Annotated in this window: 19 protein-coding genes; all 19 read left to right on the forward strand. The window is 36.2% G+C overall.

Annotated elements, in window-relative coordinates; genetic code table 11:
• Positions 1–102: 102 nt before the first annotated feature.
• The 19 genes from spoIIE (at position 103) to lysS (ending at position 20,090) form a co-directional block, all read left to right on the forward strand.
• Positions 103–2,583 carry a stage II sporulation protein E gene (gene spoIIE, locus BFA01S_RS07210; RefSeq protein ID WP_066227650.1) on the forward strand — a complete coding sequence of 827 codons (2,481 nt, stop codon included), beginning with the start codon at positions 103–105 and terminating at the stop codon, positions 2,581–2,583.
• A gap of 138 nt (positions 2,584–2,721) precedes the next feature.
• Positions 2,722–3,459 (forward strand): VWA domain-containing protein, encoded by a 738-nt coding sequence (locus tag BFA01S_RS07215; RefSeq protein ID WP_066227652.1) that lies wholly within the window; start codon positions 2,722–2,724, stop codon positions 3,457–3,459.
• Positions 3,428–4,447: a protein kinase domain-containing protein gene (locus BFA01S_RS07220; RefSeq protein ID WP_235842982.1), complete on the forward strand. Its 1,020-nt coding sequence runs from the start codon at positions 3,428–3,430 to the stop codon at positions 4,445–4,447. Before BFA01S_RS07215 ends, BFA01S_RS07220 begins: the two co-directional genes overlap by 32 nt.
• 115 nt (positions 4,448–4,562) lie before the next feature.
• A complete protein-coding gene (gene tilS, locus BFA01S_RS07225; protein ID WP_066227654.1) occupies positions 4,563–5,939 on the forward strand; it encodes a tRNA lysidine(34) synthetase TilS in 1,377 nt (458 codons plus the stop codon).
• A 21-nt stretch (positions 5,940–5,960) separates the two neighbouring features.
• Entirely contained in the window at positions 5,961–6,506 is a 546-nt protein-coding gene (gene hpt / locus BFA01S_RS07230) for a hypoxanthine phosphoribosyltransferase (RefSeq protein WP_066227657.1), read from the forward strand.
• A 98-nt stretch (positions 6,507–6,604) separates the two neighbouring features.
• Complete coding sequence (gene ftsH / locus BFA01S_RS07235; RefSeq protein WP_066227659.1) at positions 6,605–8,521, forward strand: ATP-dependent zinc metalloprotease FtsH; 1,917 nt, start codon at positions 6,605–6,607, stop codon at positions 8,519–8,521.
• A gap of 372 nt (positions 8,522–8,893) precedes the next feature.
• Positions 8,894–9,664: a type III pantothenate kinase gene (locus tag BFA01S_RS07240; RefSeq protein WP_066227662.1), complete on the forward strand. Its 771-nt coding sequence runs from the start codon at positions 8,894–8,896 to the stop codon at positions 9,662–9,664.
• Between the two features lie 14 nt (positions 9,665–9,678).
• Positions 9,679–10,560, forward strand: coding sequence for an Hsp33 family molecular chaperone HslO (gene hslO / locus BFA01S_RS07245; protein ID WP_066227667.1), 882 nt, complete (start codon positions 9,679–9,681; stop codon positions 10,558–10,560).
• A 24-nt stretch (positions 10,561–10,584) separates the two neighbouring features.
• A complete protein-coding gene (locus BFA01S_RS07250; RefSeq protein WP_066227670.1) occupies positions 10,585–11,484 on the forward strand; it encodes a peptidyl-prolyl cis-trans isomerase in 900 nt (299 codons plus the stop codon).
• A gap of 86 nt (positions 11,485–11,570) precedes the next feature.
• Positions 11,571–12,494: a cysteine synthase A gene (gene cysK, locus BFA01S_RS07255; protein WP_066227672.1), complete on the forward strand. Its 924-nt coding sequence runs from the start codon at positions 11,571–11,573 to the stop codon at positions 12,492–12,494.
• Positions 12,495–12,718: 224 nt separating this feature from the next.
• Positions 12,719–14,131 (forward strand): aminodeoxychorismate synthase, component I, encoded by a 1,413-nt coding sequence (pabB, locus tag BFA01S_RS07260; RefSeq protein ID WP_066227674.1) that lies wholly within the window; start codon positions 12,719–12,721, stop codon positions 14,129–14,131.
• 10 nt (positions 14,132–14,141) lie between these two features.
• Entirely contained in the window at positions 14,142–14,729 is a 588-nt protein-coding gene (pabA, locus tag BFA01S_RS07265) for an aminodeoxychorismate/anthranilate synthase component II (protein ID WP_066227677.1), read from the forward strand.
• Between the two features lies 1 nt (position 14,730).
• On the forward strand, positions 14,731–15,591 hold the full coding sequence (gene pabC / locus BFA01S_RS07270; protein ID WP_066227679.1) for an aminodeoxychorismate lyase: 861 nt from the start codon (positions 14,731–14,733) through the stop codon (positions 15,589–15,591).
• A 12-nt stretch (positions 15,592–15,603) separates the two neighbouring features.
• Entirely contained in the window at positions 15,604–16,458 is an 855-nt protein-coding gene (folP, locus tag BFA01S_RS07275) for a dihydropteroate synthase (protein ID WP_066227682.1), read from the forward strand.
• Positions 16,451–16,813 (forward strand): dihydroneopterin aldolase, encoded by a 363-nt coding sequence (gene folB / locus BFA01S_RS07280; protein ID WP_066227694.1) that lies wholly within the window; start codon positions 16,451–16,453, stop codon positions 16,811–16,813. Before folP ends, folB begins: the two co-directional genes overlap by 8 nt.
• Positions 16,810–17,337, forward strand: a complete 528-nt coding sequence (folK, locus tag BFA01S_RS07285) for a 2-amino-4-hydroxy-6-hydroxymethyldihydropteridine diphosphokinase (RefSeq protein ID WP_066227685.1) — start codon at positions 16,810–16,812, stop codon at positions 17,335–17,337. Before folB ends, folK begins: the two co-directional genes overlap by 4 nt.
• Positions 17,289–17,498, forward strand: coding sequence for a helix-turn-helix domain-containing protein (locus tag BFA01S_RS07290; RefSeq protein ID WP_066227686.1), 210 nt, complete (start codon positions 17,289–17,291; stop codon positions 17,496–17,498). The genes folK and BFA01S_RS07290 overlap by 49 nt, the downstream gene beginning before the upstream one ends.
• A gap of 26 nt (positions 17,499–17,524) precedes the next feature.
• Positions 17,525–18,526 carry a tRNA dihydrouridine synthase DusB gene (gene dusB / locus BFA01S_RS07295; RefSeq protein ID WP_066227689.1) on the forward strand — a complete coding sequence of 334 codons (1,002 nt, stop codon included), beginning with the start codon at positions 17,525–17,527 and terminating at the stop codon, positions 18,524–18,526.
• Between the two features lie 64 nt (positions 18,527–18,590).
• Positions 18,591–20,090, forward strand: a complete 1,500-nt coding sequence (gene lysS, locus BFA01S_RS07300) for a lysine--tRNA ligase (RefSeq protein WP_174521586.1) — start codon at positions 18,591–18,593, stop codon at positions 20,088–20,090.
• Positions 20,091–20,280 lie beyond the last annotated feature (190 nt).

Here is a 20,280-nt window from a genome sequence, read left to right on the forward strand (position 1 = left end):
ACCGTCGAACTGTTTTTAGTTATAGCCCTGTCCGTTTGACAAAAATTCCTAAAATCATTCGTTATAATAACTAGCAACATGATTTAAGTGGGGGAATGAAAAATGGAAAAAATCGAGAGAAGATTAATGGAGCCTATCTCTGAATTGAACATGGCGACACAGCAGTTTTTCAGTCGTTTCTTTCACCGTTTTTCATCAAGATTACAGTTACTCCTTTTGCATAAAGGGTTAATTTATGTATTAATCGGAATCTTATTAGGACGAGCAGTTATTTTAACAGAAATATTGCCATTTGCCTTGCCATTCTTTGGAGCCGTCTTTCTAATGAAAAAGGACAAGGCTTTCTTTGCGGCTCTTTCTTTAATAGCAGGCGGATTAACAGTCTCAATAGAAGCTTCCTTACTGATTATGACCTCAATCATTCTTTTTCTTATCGTTAATAGAATAATATCCCATTTCTTTAAAGATAAACTTAAAAATCTCCCTTTCACTGTTTTTTCTTCAATGGCAATTTCGAGAATAATGTTTTCTTACATGACTAGCACAGAAGTGACAGTTTACGATTATATGATGACTGGTGTTGAAGCAGGACTTGCTTTTATTTTAACGCTAATTTTCTTGCAAAGCATTCCACTTATTTCTGCAAGGAAATACCGCCAATCTTTAAAAATTGAAGAAATCATTTGCATCATGATTTTATTAGCCTCTGTTATGACAGGTTTAGTAGGTATTAGTTATTTCAATCTTCAGGCAGAACATATTATGTCCCGCTATCTTGTTCTTCTCTTTGCCTTTGTTGGAGGTTCAAGTATTGGCTGTACGGTTGGAGTTGTAACCGGTTTAATTCTGAGCCTTGCTAATGTCGGCAATCTTTATCAGATGAGCCTCCTTGCTTTTTCAGGATTACTAGGCGGCCTTTTAAAGGAAGGGCAGAAAGTTGGGGCAGCAATTGGGTTGCTGTTAGGCTCAGTATTAATCTCCTTATATGGAGAAGGCTCTGCTGAATTAATGACAATTTTAATTGAATCGATGATTGCGATTCTTTTATTCATCCTAACACCGAAAGCGATTACTGCTAGTTTAGCAAGACATATTCCAGGAACGAATGAGCATGCACAGGAACAGCAGCAGTATGTAAGGAAGGTTCGTGATGTAACAGCATATCGCGTTGATCAATTTTCACAAGTATTTAAAGCTTTATCTGAAAGCTTTACAACATTCTATGAGAAGAAAGAGGGCAGTGATGAAGAACGTGAGACAGATCTGTTTCTTAGTAATATTACGGAAAGTACTTGTCAGAATTGTTTCAAAAAAGAAAAATGCTGGGTTGATAACTTTGATACAACATATGACTATATGCAGAGAATTATGAAGGAAACAAAGGAAAATACGTATCAATATAATCTAAAACTGAAAAAAGACTTTGAAAGACATTGTTCAAAATCCAAGCGTGTAGAAGAATCAATTGAGGAGGAAATTAATTATTTCACTGCAAGTCAGAAGTTAAAACAAGATGTTCAGGAAAGCAGAAGGCTTGTAGCAGAGCAATTACTCGGCGTTTCTGAAGTAATGGCGGATTTTTCAAAAGAGATTAGACGGGAAAGAGAAAATCATTTTGTACAAGAGGAACAGATTTTAGATGCGCTGCAAAACTTTGGTATCGAGATTATTCATGTTGATATATATAGTCTTGAGCAAGGGAATGTAGACATTGAAATGAGCATTCCATATTGTGAGGGACACGGGGAATGTGAAAAAATAATTGCTCCGATGCTTTCAGATATTCTTGAAGAATCAATCATCGTAAAACATGAGGAATGTGCGAATTATCCAAATGGATACTGTCATGTTTCCTTTGGTTCTTCCAAGGCGTTTAGAATTGATACTGGTGTTGCTCATGCAGCTAAAGGAGGAGGACTTGTTTCAGGTGACAGCTTCTCAACAATGGAGCTTGGTGCCGGCAAATATGCTGTTGCGATTAGTGATGGGATGGGCAATGGGGAAAGGGCACATTTTGAAAGTAAAGAAACGATTAAGCTTTTACAGAAAATACTGCAATCCGGGATTGAAGAAAAAGTTGCGATCAAAACGATTAACTCTATTTTATCGTTGAGAACAACAGATGAGATCTTCTCTACATTGGATTTAGCCATTGTAGATTTACAGGACGGAAACTGCAAATTTATTAAAGTTGGTTCTACTCCAAGCTTTGTAAAGCGCGGCGATAAAATTTTAAAAGTCCAGTCTAATAATCTCCCGATTGGTATCATTGATGATTTTGATGTTGATGTAGTAGGCCAGCAGTTAAAAGCGGGTGATTTACTAATTATGATGAGTGATGGAATTTTTGAAGGGCCAAAGCATGTAGAAAATCATGACGTATGGATGAAGAGAAAAATAAGTGAAATTAAAACAGACGACCCGCAAGAAATAGCTGACTTAATTATGGAGGAGGTTATTCGGACAAGAGCTGGAAAGATTGAAGATGATATGACAGTTGTTGTTGCAAAAATGGAACATAATACGCCGAAATGGGCATCGATTCCAATGTCTAAATACTATGATAAAAAAAGAACGGGTTAAGGTAATAAATATTCAAGCAGGAAGCCTTCATTCTATCGTATAAATAATAACCTTTCTGGCGAGGATGGTAATAAACATCTTATACATTAGCTTGTTTAGAATGTATAAAAAATCGGCTTTCTCTCTAGGAGGGTAATTATGACAAGAGGTCACTTGAAGCAAATTTTATTAATTACTGATGGCTGTTCAAATCATGGTGAAGACCCCATTGCTATGGCTGCATTAGCATATGAGCAAGGGATAACTGTAAATGTAATAGGTATTGTTGAAGAAAATGTAATAGATCAGCAAGCAATTCAGGAAATAGAAAACATTGCTATGTCTGGCGGCGGAGTTCACCAAATTGTCTATGCGCACCAGCTGTCACATACAGTACAGATGGTAACAAGAAAAGCAATGACACAAACTTTACAAGGTGTTGTTAATAAAGAGCTGCAGCAAATTTTAGGGAAAAATATATCAATGGAAGAATTACCTCCTGATAAAAGAGGAGAGGTGATGGAAGTCGTTGATGAACTGGGGGAAACAGCAAGTTTAGAAATATTAATTCTTGTTGATACAAGTGCCAGCATGAAACCGAAGCTGCCAACTGTTAAAGAAGCATTGCTTGATTTATCAATCAGTTTGAATTCAAGAATAGGTGCAAATCAATTCTCTGTTTCAGTATTTCCTGGGAAAAGTAATGAAGTGGAAACAGTACTTGATTGGACACCAAAACTTGATTCATTATCTTCCATCTTTCCGAAATTATCAACAGGGGGCATTACTCCAACAGGGCCTGCAATTCGAAATGCCATCCGGGATTTTCAAAATAGAAGTTCATTGAGAAATGATTTAAGAGAAGATGAGCAATATTATGATGAATCAAGCTTCTAACGTTAAGGTCGGGACGACAATTATTGGAAAGTGGAATGGAAATCATTATAATGTGATGAAATTGCTTGGCCAAGGAGCAACGGGAAGTGTATATCTCGCTAATAGTAAGAATGGGAAAGCTGCCATTAAGTTAAGTGAAAACAGTATGGCGATAACTTCAGAAGTAAATGTGTTAAAACATTTTTCAAAGGTCCAAGGCTCAACACTTGGACCTTCTTTGCTTGATGTTGATGATTGGAATAATAGAGATAATAAAATGGTCTCATTTTATGTTATGGAGTATATAAATGGAGAATCATTTTTAGATTTTATAAAAAGGAGAGGAATTGAATGGGTTGATGTATTAATTATCCAACTATTATCCAATCTTGAAGAACTTCATGAAAAAGGCTGGATATTTGGCGATTTAAAGCCGGATAACTTATTAATTGCTGGTCCGCCTCATAAGATCAGATGTATTGATGTTGGAGGAACGACACAAATAGGAAGATCAGTTAAAGAATTTACGGAATTTTTTGATCGTGGATATTGGGGGCTTGGAAGCAGAAAGGCAGAACCATCTTATGATTTATTCTCTGTTGCAATGATTATAATTAATGCGGTATATCCTAAGCGCTTTCCAAAAAAGACTAATGGGATGGAAGGAAGAAATCAATTAATTGAAATTATTAACAGTCATGCTTTTTTAAGAAAACACAAGAAGTTGTTAATAAATGCAATATTAGGGAAATACATAAGTGCAGAAGAAATGAAAAATGACCTTTTGGGAATTATAAGTAATAGCAATCATCAGTCGATAAAAAAGAAAAGCAGTGTGAAACAGCAAAGCAGTATTCATAATGGAAAACAAAGTAAAAGTCATATGAGCCGTAAGCAGTTAAAGCAGAAAAGGAAACGGAAAAAATATGGTGGTTTGATTGAGACGGTCGTCATATTAGTTAGTGTTTTTATTATGTATTCACTTTATGTGTTTCACTATTTAATGTAATTATGATGAATATGTGAACATTGACTTCTTCTTTGCAGTCTGTTTATAAAAAGTGGTAGGATATTTATATGAAATTTTAAAGTCAAATGATCTTTAATTCAGATGAGGGAGTCAAATGCATAACTTCCAGCTTTTTATAAAGAAAAATATAATAAAAGGTTCAACAGTAGTAGTTGGAGTTTCTGGAGGGCCGGACTCTTTAACTTTATTACATCTTTTTTTAAGTATAAAGGAGGAATACAGCCTAAAGATTGTCGGTGCTCACGTTGATCACATGTTTAGAGCAGAACAATCAGAAGAAGAAATGTTGTTTGTTAAGGATTTTTGCTATCAATATAATATCCCTTGTGAGGCGAAACAAATTGATATCCCAGCATATTTGAACAGGAATAAAATAAGTTCCCAGGCTGCATCAAGAGAGCATCGTTATAACTTTTATAAAGAAGTGATGGATACTTATAATGCAAATTATCTCGCTTTAGGTCACCATGGTGATGATCAAATTGAAACAATATTAATGAGAATGGTTAGAGGCAGTACTGGTGAAGCAATGGCAGGGATGAAGGCAGTGCGGAAATTCCATAATGGTTATATTATTAGGCCGCTCTTAACAGCATCAAAGGAAGAGATTTTACAATATTGTGATCTGAATGGATTAGAGCCTCGTTTTGATCCGAGTAATGAAGAGAATAAATATACACGCAATCGCTTTAGAAATACTGTTCTTCCTTTTTTGAAAAGTGAAAATCCTTTAGTTCATGAGCGATTCCAGTATTTTAGCGAGACCTTTTTAGAGGATGAACTGTACTTGAAGGAATTAACAAAGGAGAAAATGAATACAGTATTGAAAAGAAAAGAAAAGTCAGAAGTAGAGATGGATACTAAATTATTTCTAAACCTACCTTTGCCTTTACAAAGAAGATGTATTCAACTAATATTAAACTATCTTTATGAAACCATTCCATCTTCACTTTCTTCAATACATATAGAGAGTTTGCTCAACCTGCTCTCACGAGATCATCCTTCTGGCTCACTTGATTATCCAAATGGTTTAAGAGTAATTAAGTCATATGATAATTGTTTATTTACCTTTGATTATGATAAATCTTTGCCATATGAAATTCCATTAAGTATTCCCTCCACAATTGTATTGCCCAATGGTTCTGCTATTGATTGTGGAATTTTAAAGAAACCCCATTTTTTAAAAAGAGGGAACGATGTATTCTCATTAAGTGTTGAAAGGCTGAAGGAGCCTCTTACGATACGTTCAAGGAAGCAAGGGGATAAAATAAAGCTAAAAGGCATGAATGGTACTAAAAAGGTGAAAGATATATTTATTGATGAGAAAATACCATTGCATAATCGGGATATTTGGCCAATTCTAGAAGATGGTGATGGGAATATTCTTTGGGTTCCAGGTCTGAAAAAATCAGCTTTTGAAGAGGCTGATTGTAATGGAGATTATATATTTCTACAATACAAGGAGCTTTGATGTTTTGGGGGGCACTTATTTATGAAACAGGATATTGAAAAAGTTTTGATTACTGAAGAAGAATTACAAGAGAAAGTAAAGCAATTAGGTGAAGCTTTAACAGCACAATATAAGGATAAATATCCGCTTGTTATTGGCGTATTAAAAGGTGCAATGCCATTTATGGGTGATTTGATTAAACGCATTGATACATATTTGGAAATGGATTTTATGGATGTATCAAGTTACGGTTCATCAACTGTTTCGTCAGGGGAAGTGAAAATTGTAAAGGATTTAGATACTTCTGTTGAAGGAAGAAACATCCTTATTATCGAAGATATTATTGATAGCGGATTAACATTAAGTTATCTTGTTGAGCTGTTTCGCTATAGAAAAGCAGAATCAATCCAAATTGTTACGCTGTTAGATAAACCAGCCGGCAGAAAAGCAGATATTGAAGCAGACTATGTTGGTTTCGAAGTTCCAGATGAATTTGTTGTTGGTTATGGATTAGATTATGATGAAAGATATCGTAATTTACCGTATATAGGTGTTTTAAAACCAGAGGTATATGAGAATAAGGAATAAGTGGCAGGTTTTACTCAGATTGGCTAATTTGTTGTATTAGTACAATTTTCTATGATACTATTTAATATAATTGTGTTTACCGTGGGAGGAGGTAAGGAATGAATCGGATCTTCCGTAATACGATATTTTATTTACTTATATTTTTAGTTGTAATAGGGGTAGTAAGTTTCTTAAATGGAAATAACCCTAAAACTGAAAAAATGGCGTACAATACTTTCATTTCTCACTTAGAAAAAGGAGAAGTAGAAGAAGTTTCTGTACAGCCCTTACGTGGTGTATTTGAAGTAAGAGGTCAATTAAAGAATTATAAAGAAGATGAAAGCTTCTTAACTTATGTTGCAGGTCAACAAGGATTAGATAAGATCGATAAGGCAATTGCTGATAACAAAGTGAAAAATGTAGACTATGCACCAGCCGAAGAAACAAATGGATGGGTAACATTCTTTACATCTATTATCCCGTTTGTCATTATCTTTATTTTATTCTTCTTCTTGCTCAACCAAGCCCAAGGTGGCGGAAGTAGAGTAATGAACTTTGGTAAAAGTAAAGCAAAGCTCTATAGCGAAGAAAAGAAAAAGGTTAAATTTAATGATGTAGCTGGGGCAGATGAAGAGAAGCAGGAATTAGTCGAGGTAGTTGAATTTTTGAAAGACCCTCGTAAATTCTCTGAATTAGGTGCAAGAATTCCAAAAGGGGTATTATTAGTAGGACCTCCAGGAACTGGTAAAACACTTCTTGCAAGAGCTGTTGCTGGAGAAGCAGGCGTGCCATTCTTCTCTATAAGTGGTTCTGATTTCGTTGAAATGTTCGTCGGTGTCGGTGCATCGCGTGTTCGTGATTTATTTGAAAATGCTAAAAAGAATGCACCGTGTATTATTTTTATCGATGAGATTGATGCGGTTGGCCGTCAGCGTGGAGCTGGACTTGGCGGTGGTCATGATGAGCGTGAACAAACGCTGAACCAATTGCTCGTTGAAATGGATGGATTCGGTGCTAATGAAGGTATTATCATTATTGCTGCAACAAACCGTCCGGATATTTTAGACCCTGCATTATTACGTCCAGGCCGTTTTGACAGACAAATTACTGTTGATAGACCTGATGTAAATGGTCGTGAAGCGGTATTGAAAGTACATGCACGTAATAAACCGCTTGATGAGTCTGTTAATTTGAAAGCAATCGCAATGAGAACACCAGGTTTCTCAGGAGCCGATTTAGAAAACTTATTAAATGAAGCGGCATTAGTTGCTGCAAGACAAGATAAGAAGAAAGTAGATATGACCGATGTTGATGAAGCAACAGACCGCGTTATTGCTGGTCCAGCTAAGAAAAGTCGTGTCATTTCTAAGAAGGAAAGAAATATCGTTGCCCATCACGAAGCAGGTCATACAGTTATTGGACTTGTTTTAGATGAAGCTGATGTGGTTCATAAAGTAACAATTGTTCCGCGTGGTCAAGCTGGCGGTTATGCGGTTATGCTTCCTAAAGAAGACCGCTACTTTATGACAAAGCCAGAACTACTGGATAAAATTACTGGCTTGCTTGGCGGACGTGTTGCAGAAGAAATTATGTTCGGTGAAGTAAGTACGGGAGCACATAATGACTTCCAGCGTGCAACAAATATAGCTAGAAAAATGGTTACTGAATATGGTATGAGTGATAAGCTTGGACCACTTCAATTTGGCCAGGCACAAGGCGGCCAAGTGTTCTTAGGACGTGACCTTCATAATGAACAAAACTATAGTGATGCAATTGCATATGAAATTGATTTAGAAATTCAGAAGTTTATTAAAGACTGTTATGCGAAAGCAACACAGATCCTCACTGAAAAACGTGATAAACTTGAATTGATTGCACAAACATTGCTGGAAGTTGAAACGTTAGATGCAGAACAAATTAGATATCTATATGATCATGGAACACTTCCTGAACGTTCAGTGTCCAGTGAAGAGAACGATGTGAAAGTGAACATCCTGACGAAAAAGGATGACGAAGATAAGACAGATAAAGAATGATTTTTAAAATTAGACAGCTGATTTTCCGGCTGTCTAATTTTTTTCGCGTTATAAAGTGAAACTTCCATTAGTGGTGGTTTTTTCATCCTCCGCTGATGGTTAATTGAGGCCCGCACGATATGGGTCACACATACGTTGCTCGCATAAAGTGGCGAATTTAGTATGTGTTATATTGTTCAGACCTTTATGGGCAGTTGATCTTCCACTTAACTTCCTCGAATTGTTAGAACTTTGAAATGGAAATCTTACTGCCTGTTAAGGCTGGGATAAAAACTTATGAAATAACGGAACCTAATCTATGCCTATCATTATCATTTAGTGATAAAATATTTAAGTGAAAAGAGAGAAAATAATAAGTGTGGTGTAGTCAGTATGATCTTAGTTTTAGATGTTGGAAATACAAATACAGTATTAGGTGTGTATGAAGGAAAAATATTAAAACACCATTGGAGAATTGAAACAAGCCGCAATAGAACGGAAGATGAATACGGAATGATTATAAAAAATCTCTTCCGTCATGTGGAAGTAACATTCGACATGATTGAAGGAATTATTATTTCCTCCGTCGTACCTCCGATTATGTTTGCCCTTGAAACAATGTGCAAAAAATATTTTAATACAAAGCCTTTAATTGTTGGACCTGGAATAAAAACAGGTTTAAATATAAAATATGAAAATCCGCGGGAAGTTGGTGCGGACAGAATTGTAAATGCAGTTGCAGGCATACACGAGTATGGAAGTCCGTTAATTATTGTGGATTTTGGAACAGCAACGACCTACTGTTATATTAATGATGAAAAACAGTATATGGGAGGAGCTATTGCTCCTGGTATCAATATATCAACAGAAGCACTTTATTCAAGAGCTGCTAAATTACCGAGGATCGAAATAACAAGACCTGAAAATGTAATTGGAAAAAATACAGTTAGTGCAATGCAGGCGGGAATAGTATACGGATATGTTGGCCAAGTGGAAGGAATAGTAAGAAGAATAAAAGATCAAGCGAAGACAGATCCGAAAGTTATTGCAACCGGCGGGCTTGCAGAATTAATTTTTGAAGAATCAAGCTGTATTGATATTGTAGATCCTTTTCTAACGTTAAAAGGACTGCAACTTATATATGAAAGAAATACTGCTATATAAAAGGAGTGTAAACAATGGATTATTTAGTAAAGGCTTTAGCATTTGATGGGCAAGTTCGTGCATATGCGACGAGAACGACTGAAACCATTTCTGAAGCACAGAGAAGACATCAAACATGGCCGACGGCTTCTGCAGCTTTAGGAAGAGCGATGACTGCAGGACTAATGCTCGGTTCTATGATAAAAGATGAGGCGAAGCTGACAATTAAAATAGAAGGCGGCGGCCCGATCGGGGCAATACTTGTAGATAGCAACGGAAAGGGAGAAGTGAGGGGGTATGTCACCAATCCGCAAGTGCATTTTGATTTGAATGCTAAAGGAAAATTAGATGTTGCACGCGCTGTCGGTACAAACGGGTTCTTAACGGTTGTAAAAGACTTAGGATTAAAAGAGAACTTCTCGGGACAAGTACCAATCGTTTCTGGTGAATTAGGAGAAGATTTCACATACTATCTCGTAACATCGGAGCAAGTCCCTTCATCTGTCGGTGTCGGTGTTCTCGTTAATCCGGACAACACAATCCTAGCTTCAGGAGGTTTCATTATTCAATTAATGCCTGGAGCTGAAGAAGAGACTATTCTTGAGATTGAGAACCGTTTAAATACAATTGAACCTGTCTCAAAGCTTATCCAAAAGGGATTAACACCTGAAGAGATTTTACAAGAAGTTTTAGGTGAGGAAAATGTAAAGATTCTTGAGAAGCAAGAAGTTCGTTTTCATTGTCCTTGCTCAAGAGAAAGAATTGAAAGTGCCATTATCAGCTTAGGAGAACAGGAGATCCAAGCAATGATTGAGGAAGATGGCAAGGCTGAAGCACAATGCCATTTCTGTAATGAGTTGTATCACTTTAATCTAGAAGAGCTGGAACAGATTAAGAAGATAGCGGCAGAACGCTGATCTTTTAGGAGTGATTTGGGGAAAGTGAATGCTAAAACTTTATGGAGTATTATATTCACGCTGGTCGTTGTAAACTGTTTTACAATTGCTTTCTTTTTAACGAAAAATAACTCTGTCCATACTAACAGCTTGGGTAAATATGATGAGGCAATCGCAACAATTGGTACATCGACAACCATTTCTCGAGAAGAATGGCTTTCTGAATTGGAGAAACGATTCGGTAAAGAAACACTGGAGCAAATGATAAATGAAGAAGTTGTTAATGAACTGGCTGCAAAACATAAAATTGAAATATCTGAGGAACAAATTGATCGTGAATTGACGATATTTAAGTCAATGTATAATACGTTAAGCAATGAGAGATTTGGAGAAGAAGAGGATTGGCAAAAACAAATTAGATACAGCATTTTATTAGAGGAATTGCTTACGAAGGATGCCTCGGTTTCTGAAGAAGAGCTGCGGGCTTTTTATGAAAGTAATAAAAATTTATATGAAGTAGAAGATATGTTTCGCCTGGCACATATTGTTGTTAAAACACAAGCTGAAGCAAACAAAGTAATAGAGGAGCTAGAGGGCGGATCAAGTTTTGAAGCATTGGCATTAGAAAAGTCAATTGATGAGTTTTCAGCTAATGAAGGCGGCGAAATTGGTTTTGTTTCAACTAAAGATGAATTTGTGCCAAAAGAATATTTTGAAATCGTTTCACAACTGGATGAAAAACACTGGAGCAATCCGATAAAAGTGGATACTGGATATGCAATTATTTTATTAAAAGAAAAACAAGCAGGAATCTCTTACTCATTCGGAGAAGTAAAGAGTCAGATTAGAAGACAAATTGCACTTGAACAAATGGAAGGCTCGATTTCGGTAAACCCCCTTTGGGATGAAATCAGTGTAAAATGGTTTTATGAAGAAAAGAAGTAAATTGATTGACAAGTCGAAAAATTATTGCTAAATTTATTTTAATAATACCAATAAAATTACTCGGGAATAGAGGAGGAGTCATACATATGGCGCGTGTAGCAAATTCAATTCATGAACTTATTGGAAATACTCCAATCGTAAAACTAAATAGACTTGTAGACGATAATAGTGCAGATGTTTACTTGAAATTAGAATTTATGAACCCAGGAAGCAGTGTTAAAGACAGAATTGGTCTTGCGATGATTGAGGCTGCTGAGAAACAAGGGAATTTAAAAGCTGGCGATACAATTATTGAGCCAACAAGTGGAAACACAGGTATTGGTCTTGCAATGGTGGCTGCTGCAAAAGGACTTAAAGCGATCTTAGTAATGCCTGATACGATGAGTATGGAGCGTAGAAATCTTCTTCGTGCATACGGTGCGGAACTTATTCTTACTCCTGGTGCTGAAGGTATGGGAGGAGCAATTCGCAAGGCGGAAGAGCTTGCTAAAGAACATGGTTATTTCATGCCGCAACAATTTAAAAACGAAGCAAATCCTGAAGTTCACCGCTTAACAACAGGTAAAGAAATCGTTGAGCAAATGGGCGACCAGCTTGATGCTTTCATTTCAGGTATTGGTACTGGCGGTACAATTACAGGAGCTGGAGAAGTTCTTAAAGAAAATTATTCATCAATCAAAATTTATGCTGTAGAACCTACAGATTCACCAGTTTTATCAGGTGGAAAACCAGGTCCGCATAAAATCCAAGGAATTGGAGCGGGATTTGTTCCGTCTATTTTAAATACAGAAATCTATGATGAAATTATTACTGTTAAAAACGAAGAAGCTTTTGAAACTGCAAGAAGAGCAGCTAGAGAAGAAGGAATCCTTGGCGGAATTTCATCTGGAGCAGCAATTTTTGCAGCGTTAAAAGTAGCGAAAGAATTAGGTAAAGGTAAGAAAGTATTAGCGGTTATTCCAAGTAATGGTGAGCGTTACTTAAGTACTCCACTTTATCAATTCGATTAATAATGAATAATAAAAGAGTCTGACCCCAAAGCTAAATATTAGCTTCGCGGGCTAGGCTCTTTTTGTATTGGATAATAAAGCAAAGAGTAAAATTAAATATGGATGATAGACTGCAGACTATTCGTGTTATTAATTCTAAAAATTTAACAATTAATAAATTCTTTATGTCATCTCTCTTATTATCATGTAAAATATAAATACAAGCAGTATAAGGAGAGGATCGAATGAATTTTACTCGATCATTGTTATCGACAAAGTTCGATTATAATAAAGATTTCTTTAAGCAATTTCAATATTTATCGAAGAGTGAGACCCATCACGCTTTTTTAGAAAGTGGTCGAGGGGGAAGATATAGCATTGCCGGAATTAAACCAGTGGCAATTATAACTGGGAAAGATTCTTCTTTATCGGTTGTTATGAATGACACTGAACAAACATTTCAAGGGAATCCGATTGAGAATTTCCGTCAATGGTTTCAAGGTTTCCAGACAGAACATGACCCATCTCTGCCCGATTTCCAGGGTGGAGCAATTGGCTTTTTTAGCTATGACTGTGTGAGATACTTTGAAAAGATACCGAATATAGCAAAGGATGATCTTCATTTCCCGGATCTCTATTTCCTTCTATTTGATGACATTGCTATTTTCGATCATGAAAGTTCAACAATCACTTTAATTACTCATTATTATAATAATGAAGATGAAGATAAAGCAGCAAAAAGACTTGAATGCATGAAAGATGCATGGCTTACTCATTTTACTGATGAACTTATATATGAAGTAAGTACAGCTGATAAAAAGACGCCTCTTTCATTTAATGAACAAACATTTAAAGAAGCGGTGGAAAAGGTACAAGCTTATATTGCGCAAGGGGATGTTTTTCAAGTGAATTTATCGACCCGCCAGCATGTTAAGCTTGAATGCCATCCGATGCATATTTATGAAACATTGAGAAAAGTGAATCCATCTCCGTATATGGCCTATTTGCATTTTCCGGAATTTCAAATCGTTAGCGGATCTCCAGAACTTCTCGTTAAAAAGCAGGGGATGACGGTTAGTACGAGACCCATTGCAGGAACAAGGTCCAGAGGGAAAGATGAGGAAGAGGATTTAGCACTTGCAAATGAGTTGATTGAAAATGAGAAAGAGCGGGCAGAACATGTAATGCTCGTTGATCTGGAGAGAAATGACCTTGGACGAGTTTGTAAGTACGGGACAGTTCATGTGGATGAATTTATGGTTATTGAAAAATATTCGCATGTGATGCATATCGTTTCCAATGTTAAGGGAGAGCTGCAAGAAAATTATGATTATGCGGATCTTATAAGAGCAACTTTCCCGGGAGGAACAATTACTGGTGCTCCTAAAATTCGGACGATGGAAATTATTGAAGAGCTTGAACCGACACGCAGAGGTATTTATACTGGTTCTATTGGATGGATTGGCTATGATGGCAATATGGAGCTAAATATTGTTATCCGGACATTGCTTGCTCATACTGGTGTAGGGTATATCCAATCCGGGGCAGGTATTGTCATTGATTCCAGTCCGAAGCATGAATATGCAGAATCTTTAAAAAAGGCAAAAGCTTTACTAAGAGCAGTAGAGTTGAGTAAAGAAGAGAAAACTTTAGTATGAGGTGAGAATAGTGATTTTAATGATTGATAATTATGATTCATTTACATTTAATTTAGTACAGTATTTAGGGGAATTAGGGGAAGAACTTCTCGTAAAGCGTAATGATGAAATAACAATTGCCGAAATTGAAGAGCTTAATCCTGATTTTCTTATGATTTCTCCGGGACCATGTAGTCCAAATGAAGCGGGAGTCAGCTTAGATGTAATCGAATATTTTGCAGGTAAAATTCCGATATTCGGTGTTTGTCTCGGCCATCAATCAATTGCCCAAGTATTCGGAGGGGATGTTGTCCGAGCTGAGAAATTAATGCACGGAAAAACATCGGAAATGCACCATAACGGCGAGACAATTTTTGAAAATATGGAGAACCCTTTTGTTGCAACGAGATATCATTCATTAATCGTTAAAAAGGAAACATTGCCAGATTGTTTAGAAGTGACAGCATGGACGAAAGATGATGAGATTATGGCCCTCCGCCATAAAACACTTCCGATTGAAGGAGTGCAGTTCCATCCTGAATCAATTATGACTACTTTTGGGAAACAAATATTAGAAAACTTTATTTCCACATATAGAAAAGCGGAAAAGAGTGTCTAATTTGTATATTTATTTAAACTCCGAATTTATAAAGGATACAGAGGCGAGAATTTCTCCATTTGATCATGGTTTTCTTTATGGTCTAGGTGTCTTTGAAACATTTCGAGTGTATAAAGGTTTTTCCTTTTTATTAAAAGATCATATAGAGAGACTAAATCAATCGCTTGAGCAATTAAACATTCATTATAAAGCAGATGTGGATGAGGCAATACAAGTGATTGATCGTCTCTTATTTTTAAATAAATGTGAGAATAAAGATGTCACAATAAGATTAAATGTTTCAGCGGGAAATGGAGAGGTTGGCAAGTTAACGGAATCTTATTTTAAACCAAATGTTATGTACCTTCTAAGACAAGCTCCTCCCAATAACGATATAGAGAAAAATATTGCTATCTTGCAAACGAGAAGAAATACTCCTGAAGGATCTTACCGTTTAAAATCCCATCATTATTTGAATAATATATTAGGAAAGCGTGAACTTATCGAAACTCCCGAATTAGAAGGCATTTTCTTAACGGAGAAAGGATATGTTTCAGAAGGAATTGTTACAAATGTGTTCTGGGTGAAGAAAGGTATTGTGTATACACCTTCCCTTGACACCGGTATTTTAAATGGGATTACGAGACAATTTATTATGAGATGTTTATCAACGCTCGAAATTCCTTTTCAGGAAGGACAGTATACACTTGATGAAATGATATGTGCAGATGAAATTTTCTTAACGAATTCTACTCAAGAAATTTTACCGGTTAAAGAGATGGGTGAACATCTTTATCCGGGAAATGAAGGGGCAGTCGTAAATAAATTAAAAGGTATGTATAAGCATTATCATTCAAAGCTTTTAACAATAGAAGAGCTGTAAGGATTGATTAATATGATAAATACATTAAAACAAAAACAAGTGGTTACTTGTGGTAAATATACTCTCGATTATAGTAAGAAAACTTATGTCATGGGAATTTTAAATATGACTCCAGACTCTTTCTCTGATGGGGGAAGATACGTCGATATTGATAAGGCAGTGGAACATGCTAAGGAAATGATCGAAAATGGTGCTGATATTATTGATGTCGGCGGAGAATCAACAAGGCCGGGTTTTGATGCTGTAACAGCGGAAGAAGAATTAGAAAGAGTTGTTCCGGTTATAAAGAGGCTAGCTAAAGAAATTGATGTTCCGATTTCAATTGATACTTATAAGGCTGAAGTAGCGGAGAAAGCAATAGAAGCAGGGGCCACAATTATTAATGATATATGGGGAGCAAAAGCAGATCCTGAAATGGCATCTGTTGCAGCGCGATTTGATGTTCCAATTATATTAATGCATAATCGTAATAATAAGAATTATGGACATTTAATTAAGGACATGATTTCTGATTTAAAGGAATCAATCTCAATTGTTAAACAAGCTGGAGTAAAAGATGAGAAAATTATTTTAGATCCAGGTATCGGTTTCGCGAAAACAATGCAGGATAATTTAGCAGTTATGAATCATCTACATGAGTTTTCTGAGTTAGGGTATCCGGTTTTATTAGGAACATCAAGGAAAACTTTTATTGGTCATGTTCTAGACTTGCCGCCTAATGAACGTGTAGAAGGAACGGGGGCAACAGTTTGTCTCGGTATTGCGAAAGGATGTCAATTTGTTCGAGTGCATGATGTCTTAGAAATAACAAGAATGACGAAAATGATGGATGCAATGCTTGGTAAGGGAGTGGAGAATCATCGATAAAATCTTTGTAAAAGGCATGGAATTTTACGGTTATCATGGTGTTCTTGAAGAAGAAAATAAGCTTGGTCAACGTTTCCGAGTAGATTTAACTGTTGAAGTCGATGTAAAAAAGGCTGGGGAAACAGATGATCTTAGAGAAACAGTTAATTATGCTGAATTGTATGAAGAGTGTAAAAAAGCGGTAGAAGGAAAACCTTATAAGCTCGTTGAAGCAGTTGCTGAACTAATTGCAAATAAAATTTTAAGCAATTTCCCTATTGTTCATGCATGTACTGTAAAATTAATAAAGCCAGATCCACCGATACGAGGGCATTATGAACATGTAGCAGTAGAAATTAAAAGGGGAAGATCATGAAATTTGAAGCCTATTTAGCACTTGGTTCCAATATGGGTGATAGAGAATTTTATCTTATGTCGGCTATAAAAGAACTTCAACAATATAAAGAGATTTCCATTGAAAATATTTCCTCTATATATGAAACAGATCCAATCGGATATACAGATCAGGATCAGTTTTTAAATATGGTTATTCAAATAAAGACTAATTTAACAGCATTTGATTTGTTGAATGTTACACAGCAAATTGAGAAAGAGCTTGGACGGAAGCGTGAAGTGAAGTGGGGACCTAGAACTTTAGACCTTGACATTTTACTGTATAATAATGAAAATATTGAAGCAGAACACCTCATTGTTCCACATCCAAGAATGTTAGAACGTTCTTTCGTTTTAATTCCTTTAAAGGAATTAAATCCAGATATCAATATTCCGAATAACGAAACATCCATTTCGGTTATCATAGATCAACTACTAGACAAAAAAGGAGTTCGAATATGGAAGCAGAAAAATGGGGAAGACGTATTCGCGCTTATCGGAAATTAAAAGGATATACCCAAGAGACTTTCGCGAAAAATCTTGGTGTATCTGTTTCTGTCTTGGGTGAAATAGAAAGAGGAAACCGCTTGCCTAGCGATCAATTTATTCAAGGTGTAGCACAGGCGTTAAGTATAACGGTAGAGGAGCTCTCTCCTGGTGAGGAATAGTAATAGATAATTAAGGAGGGTGAAGGGTGTTCAAAATTGGAGATATAGAATTAAAAAATAGAATCGTGCTCGCTCCTATGGCTGGTGTATGTAATTCAGCATTCAGACTTACGGTGAAAGAGTTTGGAGCGGGATTAGTGTGTGCCGAGATGGTTAGTGACAAGGCGATTTTATTTAAAAATGCAAAAACAATGAACATGCTTTATATAGATGAACGTGAGAAGCCGCTTAGTTTACAAATCTTTGGCGGCGAAAAAGAGAATTTAGTAGAAGCTGCTAAATTCGTTGATAAAAATACGACAGCTGATATTATTGATATTAATATGGGATGTCCTGTACCAAAGATTACAAAATGTGATGCTGGGGCAAAATGGTTGTTAGATCCTAATAAGATTTATGAAATGGTTTCAGCTGTCGTTGATGCTGTTGATAAGCCGGTAACAGTAAAAATGCGTATAGGCTGGGATGATGAACATATTTTTGCTGTTAAGAATGCCCAAGCTGTTGAAAGAGCAGGTGCACAGGCTGTTGCGGTGCATGGCCGTACTCGTGTGCAAATGTATGAAGGTTATGCTAACTGGGATATTATTAAAGAAGTCAAACAGTCTGTTAATATTCCTGTCATTGGAAATGGTGATGTCCAAACTCCTCAAGATGCAAAAAGAATGCTTGATGAGGTAGGTGTAGACGGAGTTATGATTGGTCGTGCTGCACTTGGAAACCCTTGGATGATTTATCGTACTGTTAAGTTTTTAGAAACAGGGGAATTGATGGATGAGCCGAATGTTCGAGAGAAGATGGACGTTTGTAAGCTTCATTTAGATCGCCTGATTGCACTCAAAAATGAAGATGTTGCTGTAAGAGAAATGAGAAAGCATGCTGCATGGTATTTAAAAGGTATTAAAGGGAATGCAACAGCGCGTAACCAAATCAATATTGCAAATACAAGAGATGAATTTGTTGAACTGATAGATAACTTAGTTGAGGATGTAGAAGCAAAGCAGGCAGATGCTGCGCAAGTTGGATAATAACACTGCCAGTCTAGACTGGCAGTTTTCTACTTTTATTATTTGAAAAATGGAGATGAATAATGTGAGCCAAGAAGAATTAAATCATGAAGAATTAAATGACCAGCTTAGAGTGAGACGTGAGAAGTTAAATAGCTTAAGAGAGAAAGGTTTAGACCCTTTCGGGAAACGTTTTGAAAGAACAAACCAAACAGCTGAATTATTTACTACATATAATGATTTATCAAAAGAAGAACTTGCTGAAAAAGAAGTTAAAGTGACAATAGCTGGTCGTATCATGACAAAACGCGGTAAAGGTAAAGCTGGTTTTGCTCATATTCAAGACTTATCAGGCCAAATTCAAATTTATGTACGAAAAGATGCTGTTGGAGATGAAAGCTATGAAATCTTTAATACAGCTGACTTAGGAGATATTATCGGTGTTTCAGGCACAGTTTTTAAAACACAAGTTGGGGAACTTTCTATTAAAGCTGAAACATTTGAACTGTTAACGAAATCGTTGCGCCCTCTTCCTGATAAATTCCATGGTTTAAAAGATATTGAACAGCGTTACCGCCAACGATACTTAGATTTAATTGCAAGTCCAGAAAGCAAGAAGACATTTATTGCACGTAGTAAAATTATTCAATCTATGCGCAGATACTTAGATGATAATGGATATTTAGAAGTAGAAACGCCAATGATGCATTCTATAGCTGGTGGTGCCTCTGCAAGACCTTTCGTTACACATCATAATGCATTAGATATGCAGCTTTATATGCGTATTGCAATTGAATTACATTTAAAACGTTTAATTGTCGGCGGATTAGAGAAAGTATATGAGATTGGCCGTGTTTTCCGAAATGAAGGAGTATCTACACGACACAATCCCGAGTTCACGATGATTGAATTATATGAAGCATATGCCGATTATAAAGATATTATGGAATTAACTGAAAATTTAATTGCTCATATCGCTAAAGAAGTACTAGGTACAACGCAAGTTACTTATGGTGAATATGAAGTGAACCTTGAGCCTAAGTGGACAAGACTTCATATGGTAGATGCAATTAAAGAACATACTGGTGTTGATTTTTGGAAAGAAATGAGTGTGGAAGAAGCCCGTACTCTTGCTAAAGAACATGGGGTAGAGATCAATGAGCATATGCAATATGGTCATATCGTGAATGAGTTCTTCGAACAGAAAGTAGAAGAGAAATTAATTCAGCCTACATTTATTTATGGTCATCCGGTAGAAATCTCTCCATTAGCAAAGAAAAATGAGGAAGACCCAAGATTTACAGATCGATTCGAATTATTTATCGTAGCGAGAGAGCATGCGAATGCCTTCACTGAATTAAATGATCCAATTGATCAGAGGGAACGTTTTGAAGCACAGCTTCAGGAGAGAGAGCAAGGTAATGATGAGGCGCATATGATGGATGACGATTTCGTAGAAGCACTTGAATATGGAATGCCTCCAACAGGTGGTTTAGGAATCGGTATCGACAGATTAGTTATGCTTTTAACTAATTCTCCGTCTATTCGCGATGTTCTGCTTTTCCCTCAAATGAGACAGCGTTAAGCTTAAGAGATACAAAAAGGTCAACCTTCATTGCGTTGACCTTTTTGTTTTAATTTTCACCTTCTATAAATAAGTTTTAAAATTTACTTTGTTTTTTTAAAAAAAGTACTTGCTAACAAGTATATACGGTGGTATATTAGATAACGTTGCTGCTGAGACATGCTAGCAGCGAGAAAGAACTTTTAAAAAA

This window comes from Metabacillus fastidiosus NBRC 101226, from assembly GCF_001591625.1.
GTDB lineage: Bacteria > Bacillota > Bacilli > Bacillales > Bacillaceae > Metabacillus > Metabacillus fastidiosus.

Excerpts from the sequence above, each read along its gene's own strand:
- spoIIE (WP_066227650.1), top strand. The coding sequence starts at position 103 with ATGGAAAAAATCGAGAGAAGATTAATGGAGCCTATCTCTGAATTGAAC.
- BFA01S_RS07215 (WP_066227652.1), top strand. The coding sequence starts at position 2,722 with ATGACAAGAGGTCACTTGAAGCAAATTTTATTAATTACTGATGGCTGT.
- BFA01S_RS07220 (WP_235842982.1), top strand. The coding sequence starts at position 3,428 with ATGAGCAATATTATGATGAATCAAGCTTCTAACGTTAAGGTCGGGACG.
- tilS (WP_066227654.1), top strand. The coding sequence starts at position 4,563 with ATGCATAACTTCCAGCTTTTTATAAAGAAAAATATAATAAAAGGTTCA.
- hpt (WP_066227657.1), top strand. The coding sequence starts at position 5,961 with ATGAAACAGGATATTGAAAAAGTTTTGATTACTGAAGAAGAATTACAA.
- ftsH (WP_066227659.1), top strand. The coding sequence starts at position 6,605 with ATGAATCGGATCTTCCGTAATACGATATTTTATTTACTTATATTTTTA.
- BFA01S_RS07240 (WP_066227662.1), top strand. The coding sequence starts at position 8,894 with ATGATCTTAGTTTTAGATGTTGGAAATACAAATACAGTATTAGGTGTG.
- hslO (WP_066227667.1), top strand. The coding sequence starts at position 9,679 with ATGGATTATTTAGTAAAGGCTTTAGCATTTGATGGGCAAGTTCGTGCA.
- cysK (WP_066227672.1), top strand. The coding sequence starts at position 11,571 with ATGGCGCGTGTAGCAAATTCAATTCATGAACTTATTGGAAATACTCCA.
- pabB (WP_066227674.1), top strand. The coding sequence starts at position 12,719 with ATGAATTTTACTCGATCATTGTTATCGACAAAGTTCGATTATAATAAA.
- folP (WP_066227682.1), top strand. The coding sequence starts at position 15,604 with ATGATAAATACATTAAAACAAAAACAAGTGGTTACTTGTGGTAAATAT.
- folK (WP_066227685.1), top strand. The coding sequence starts at position 16,810 with ATGAAATTTGAAGCCTATTTAGCACTTGGTTCCAATATGGGTGATAGA.
- BFA01S_RS07290 (WP_066227686.1), top strand. The coding sequence starts at position 17,289 with ATGGAAGCAGAAAAATGGGGAAGACGTATTCGCGCTTATCGGAAATTA.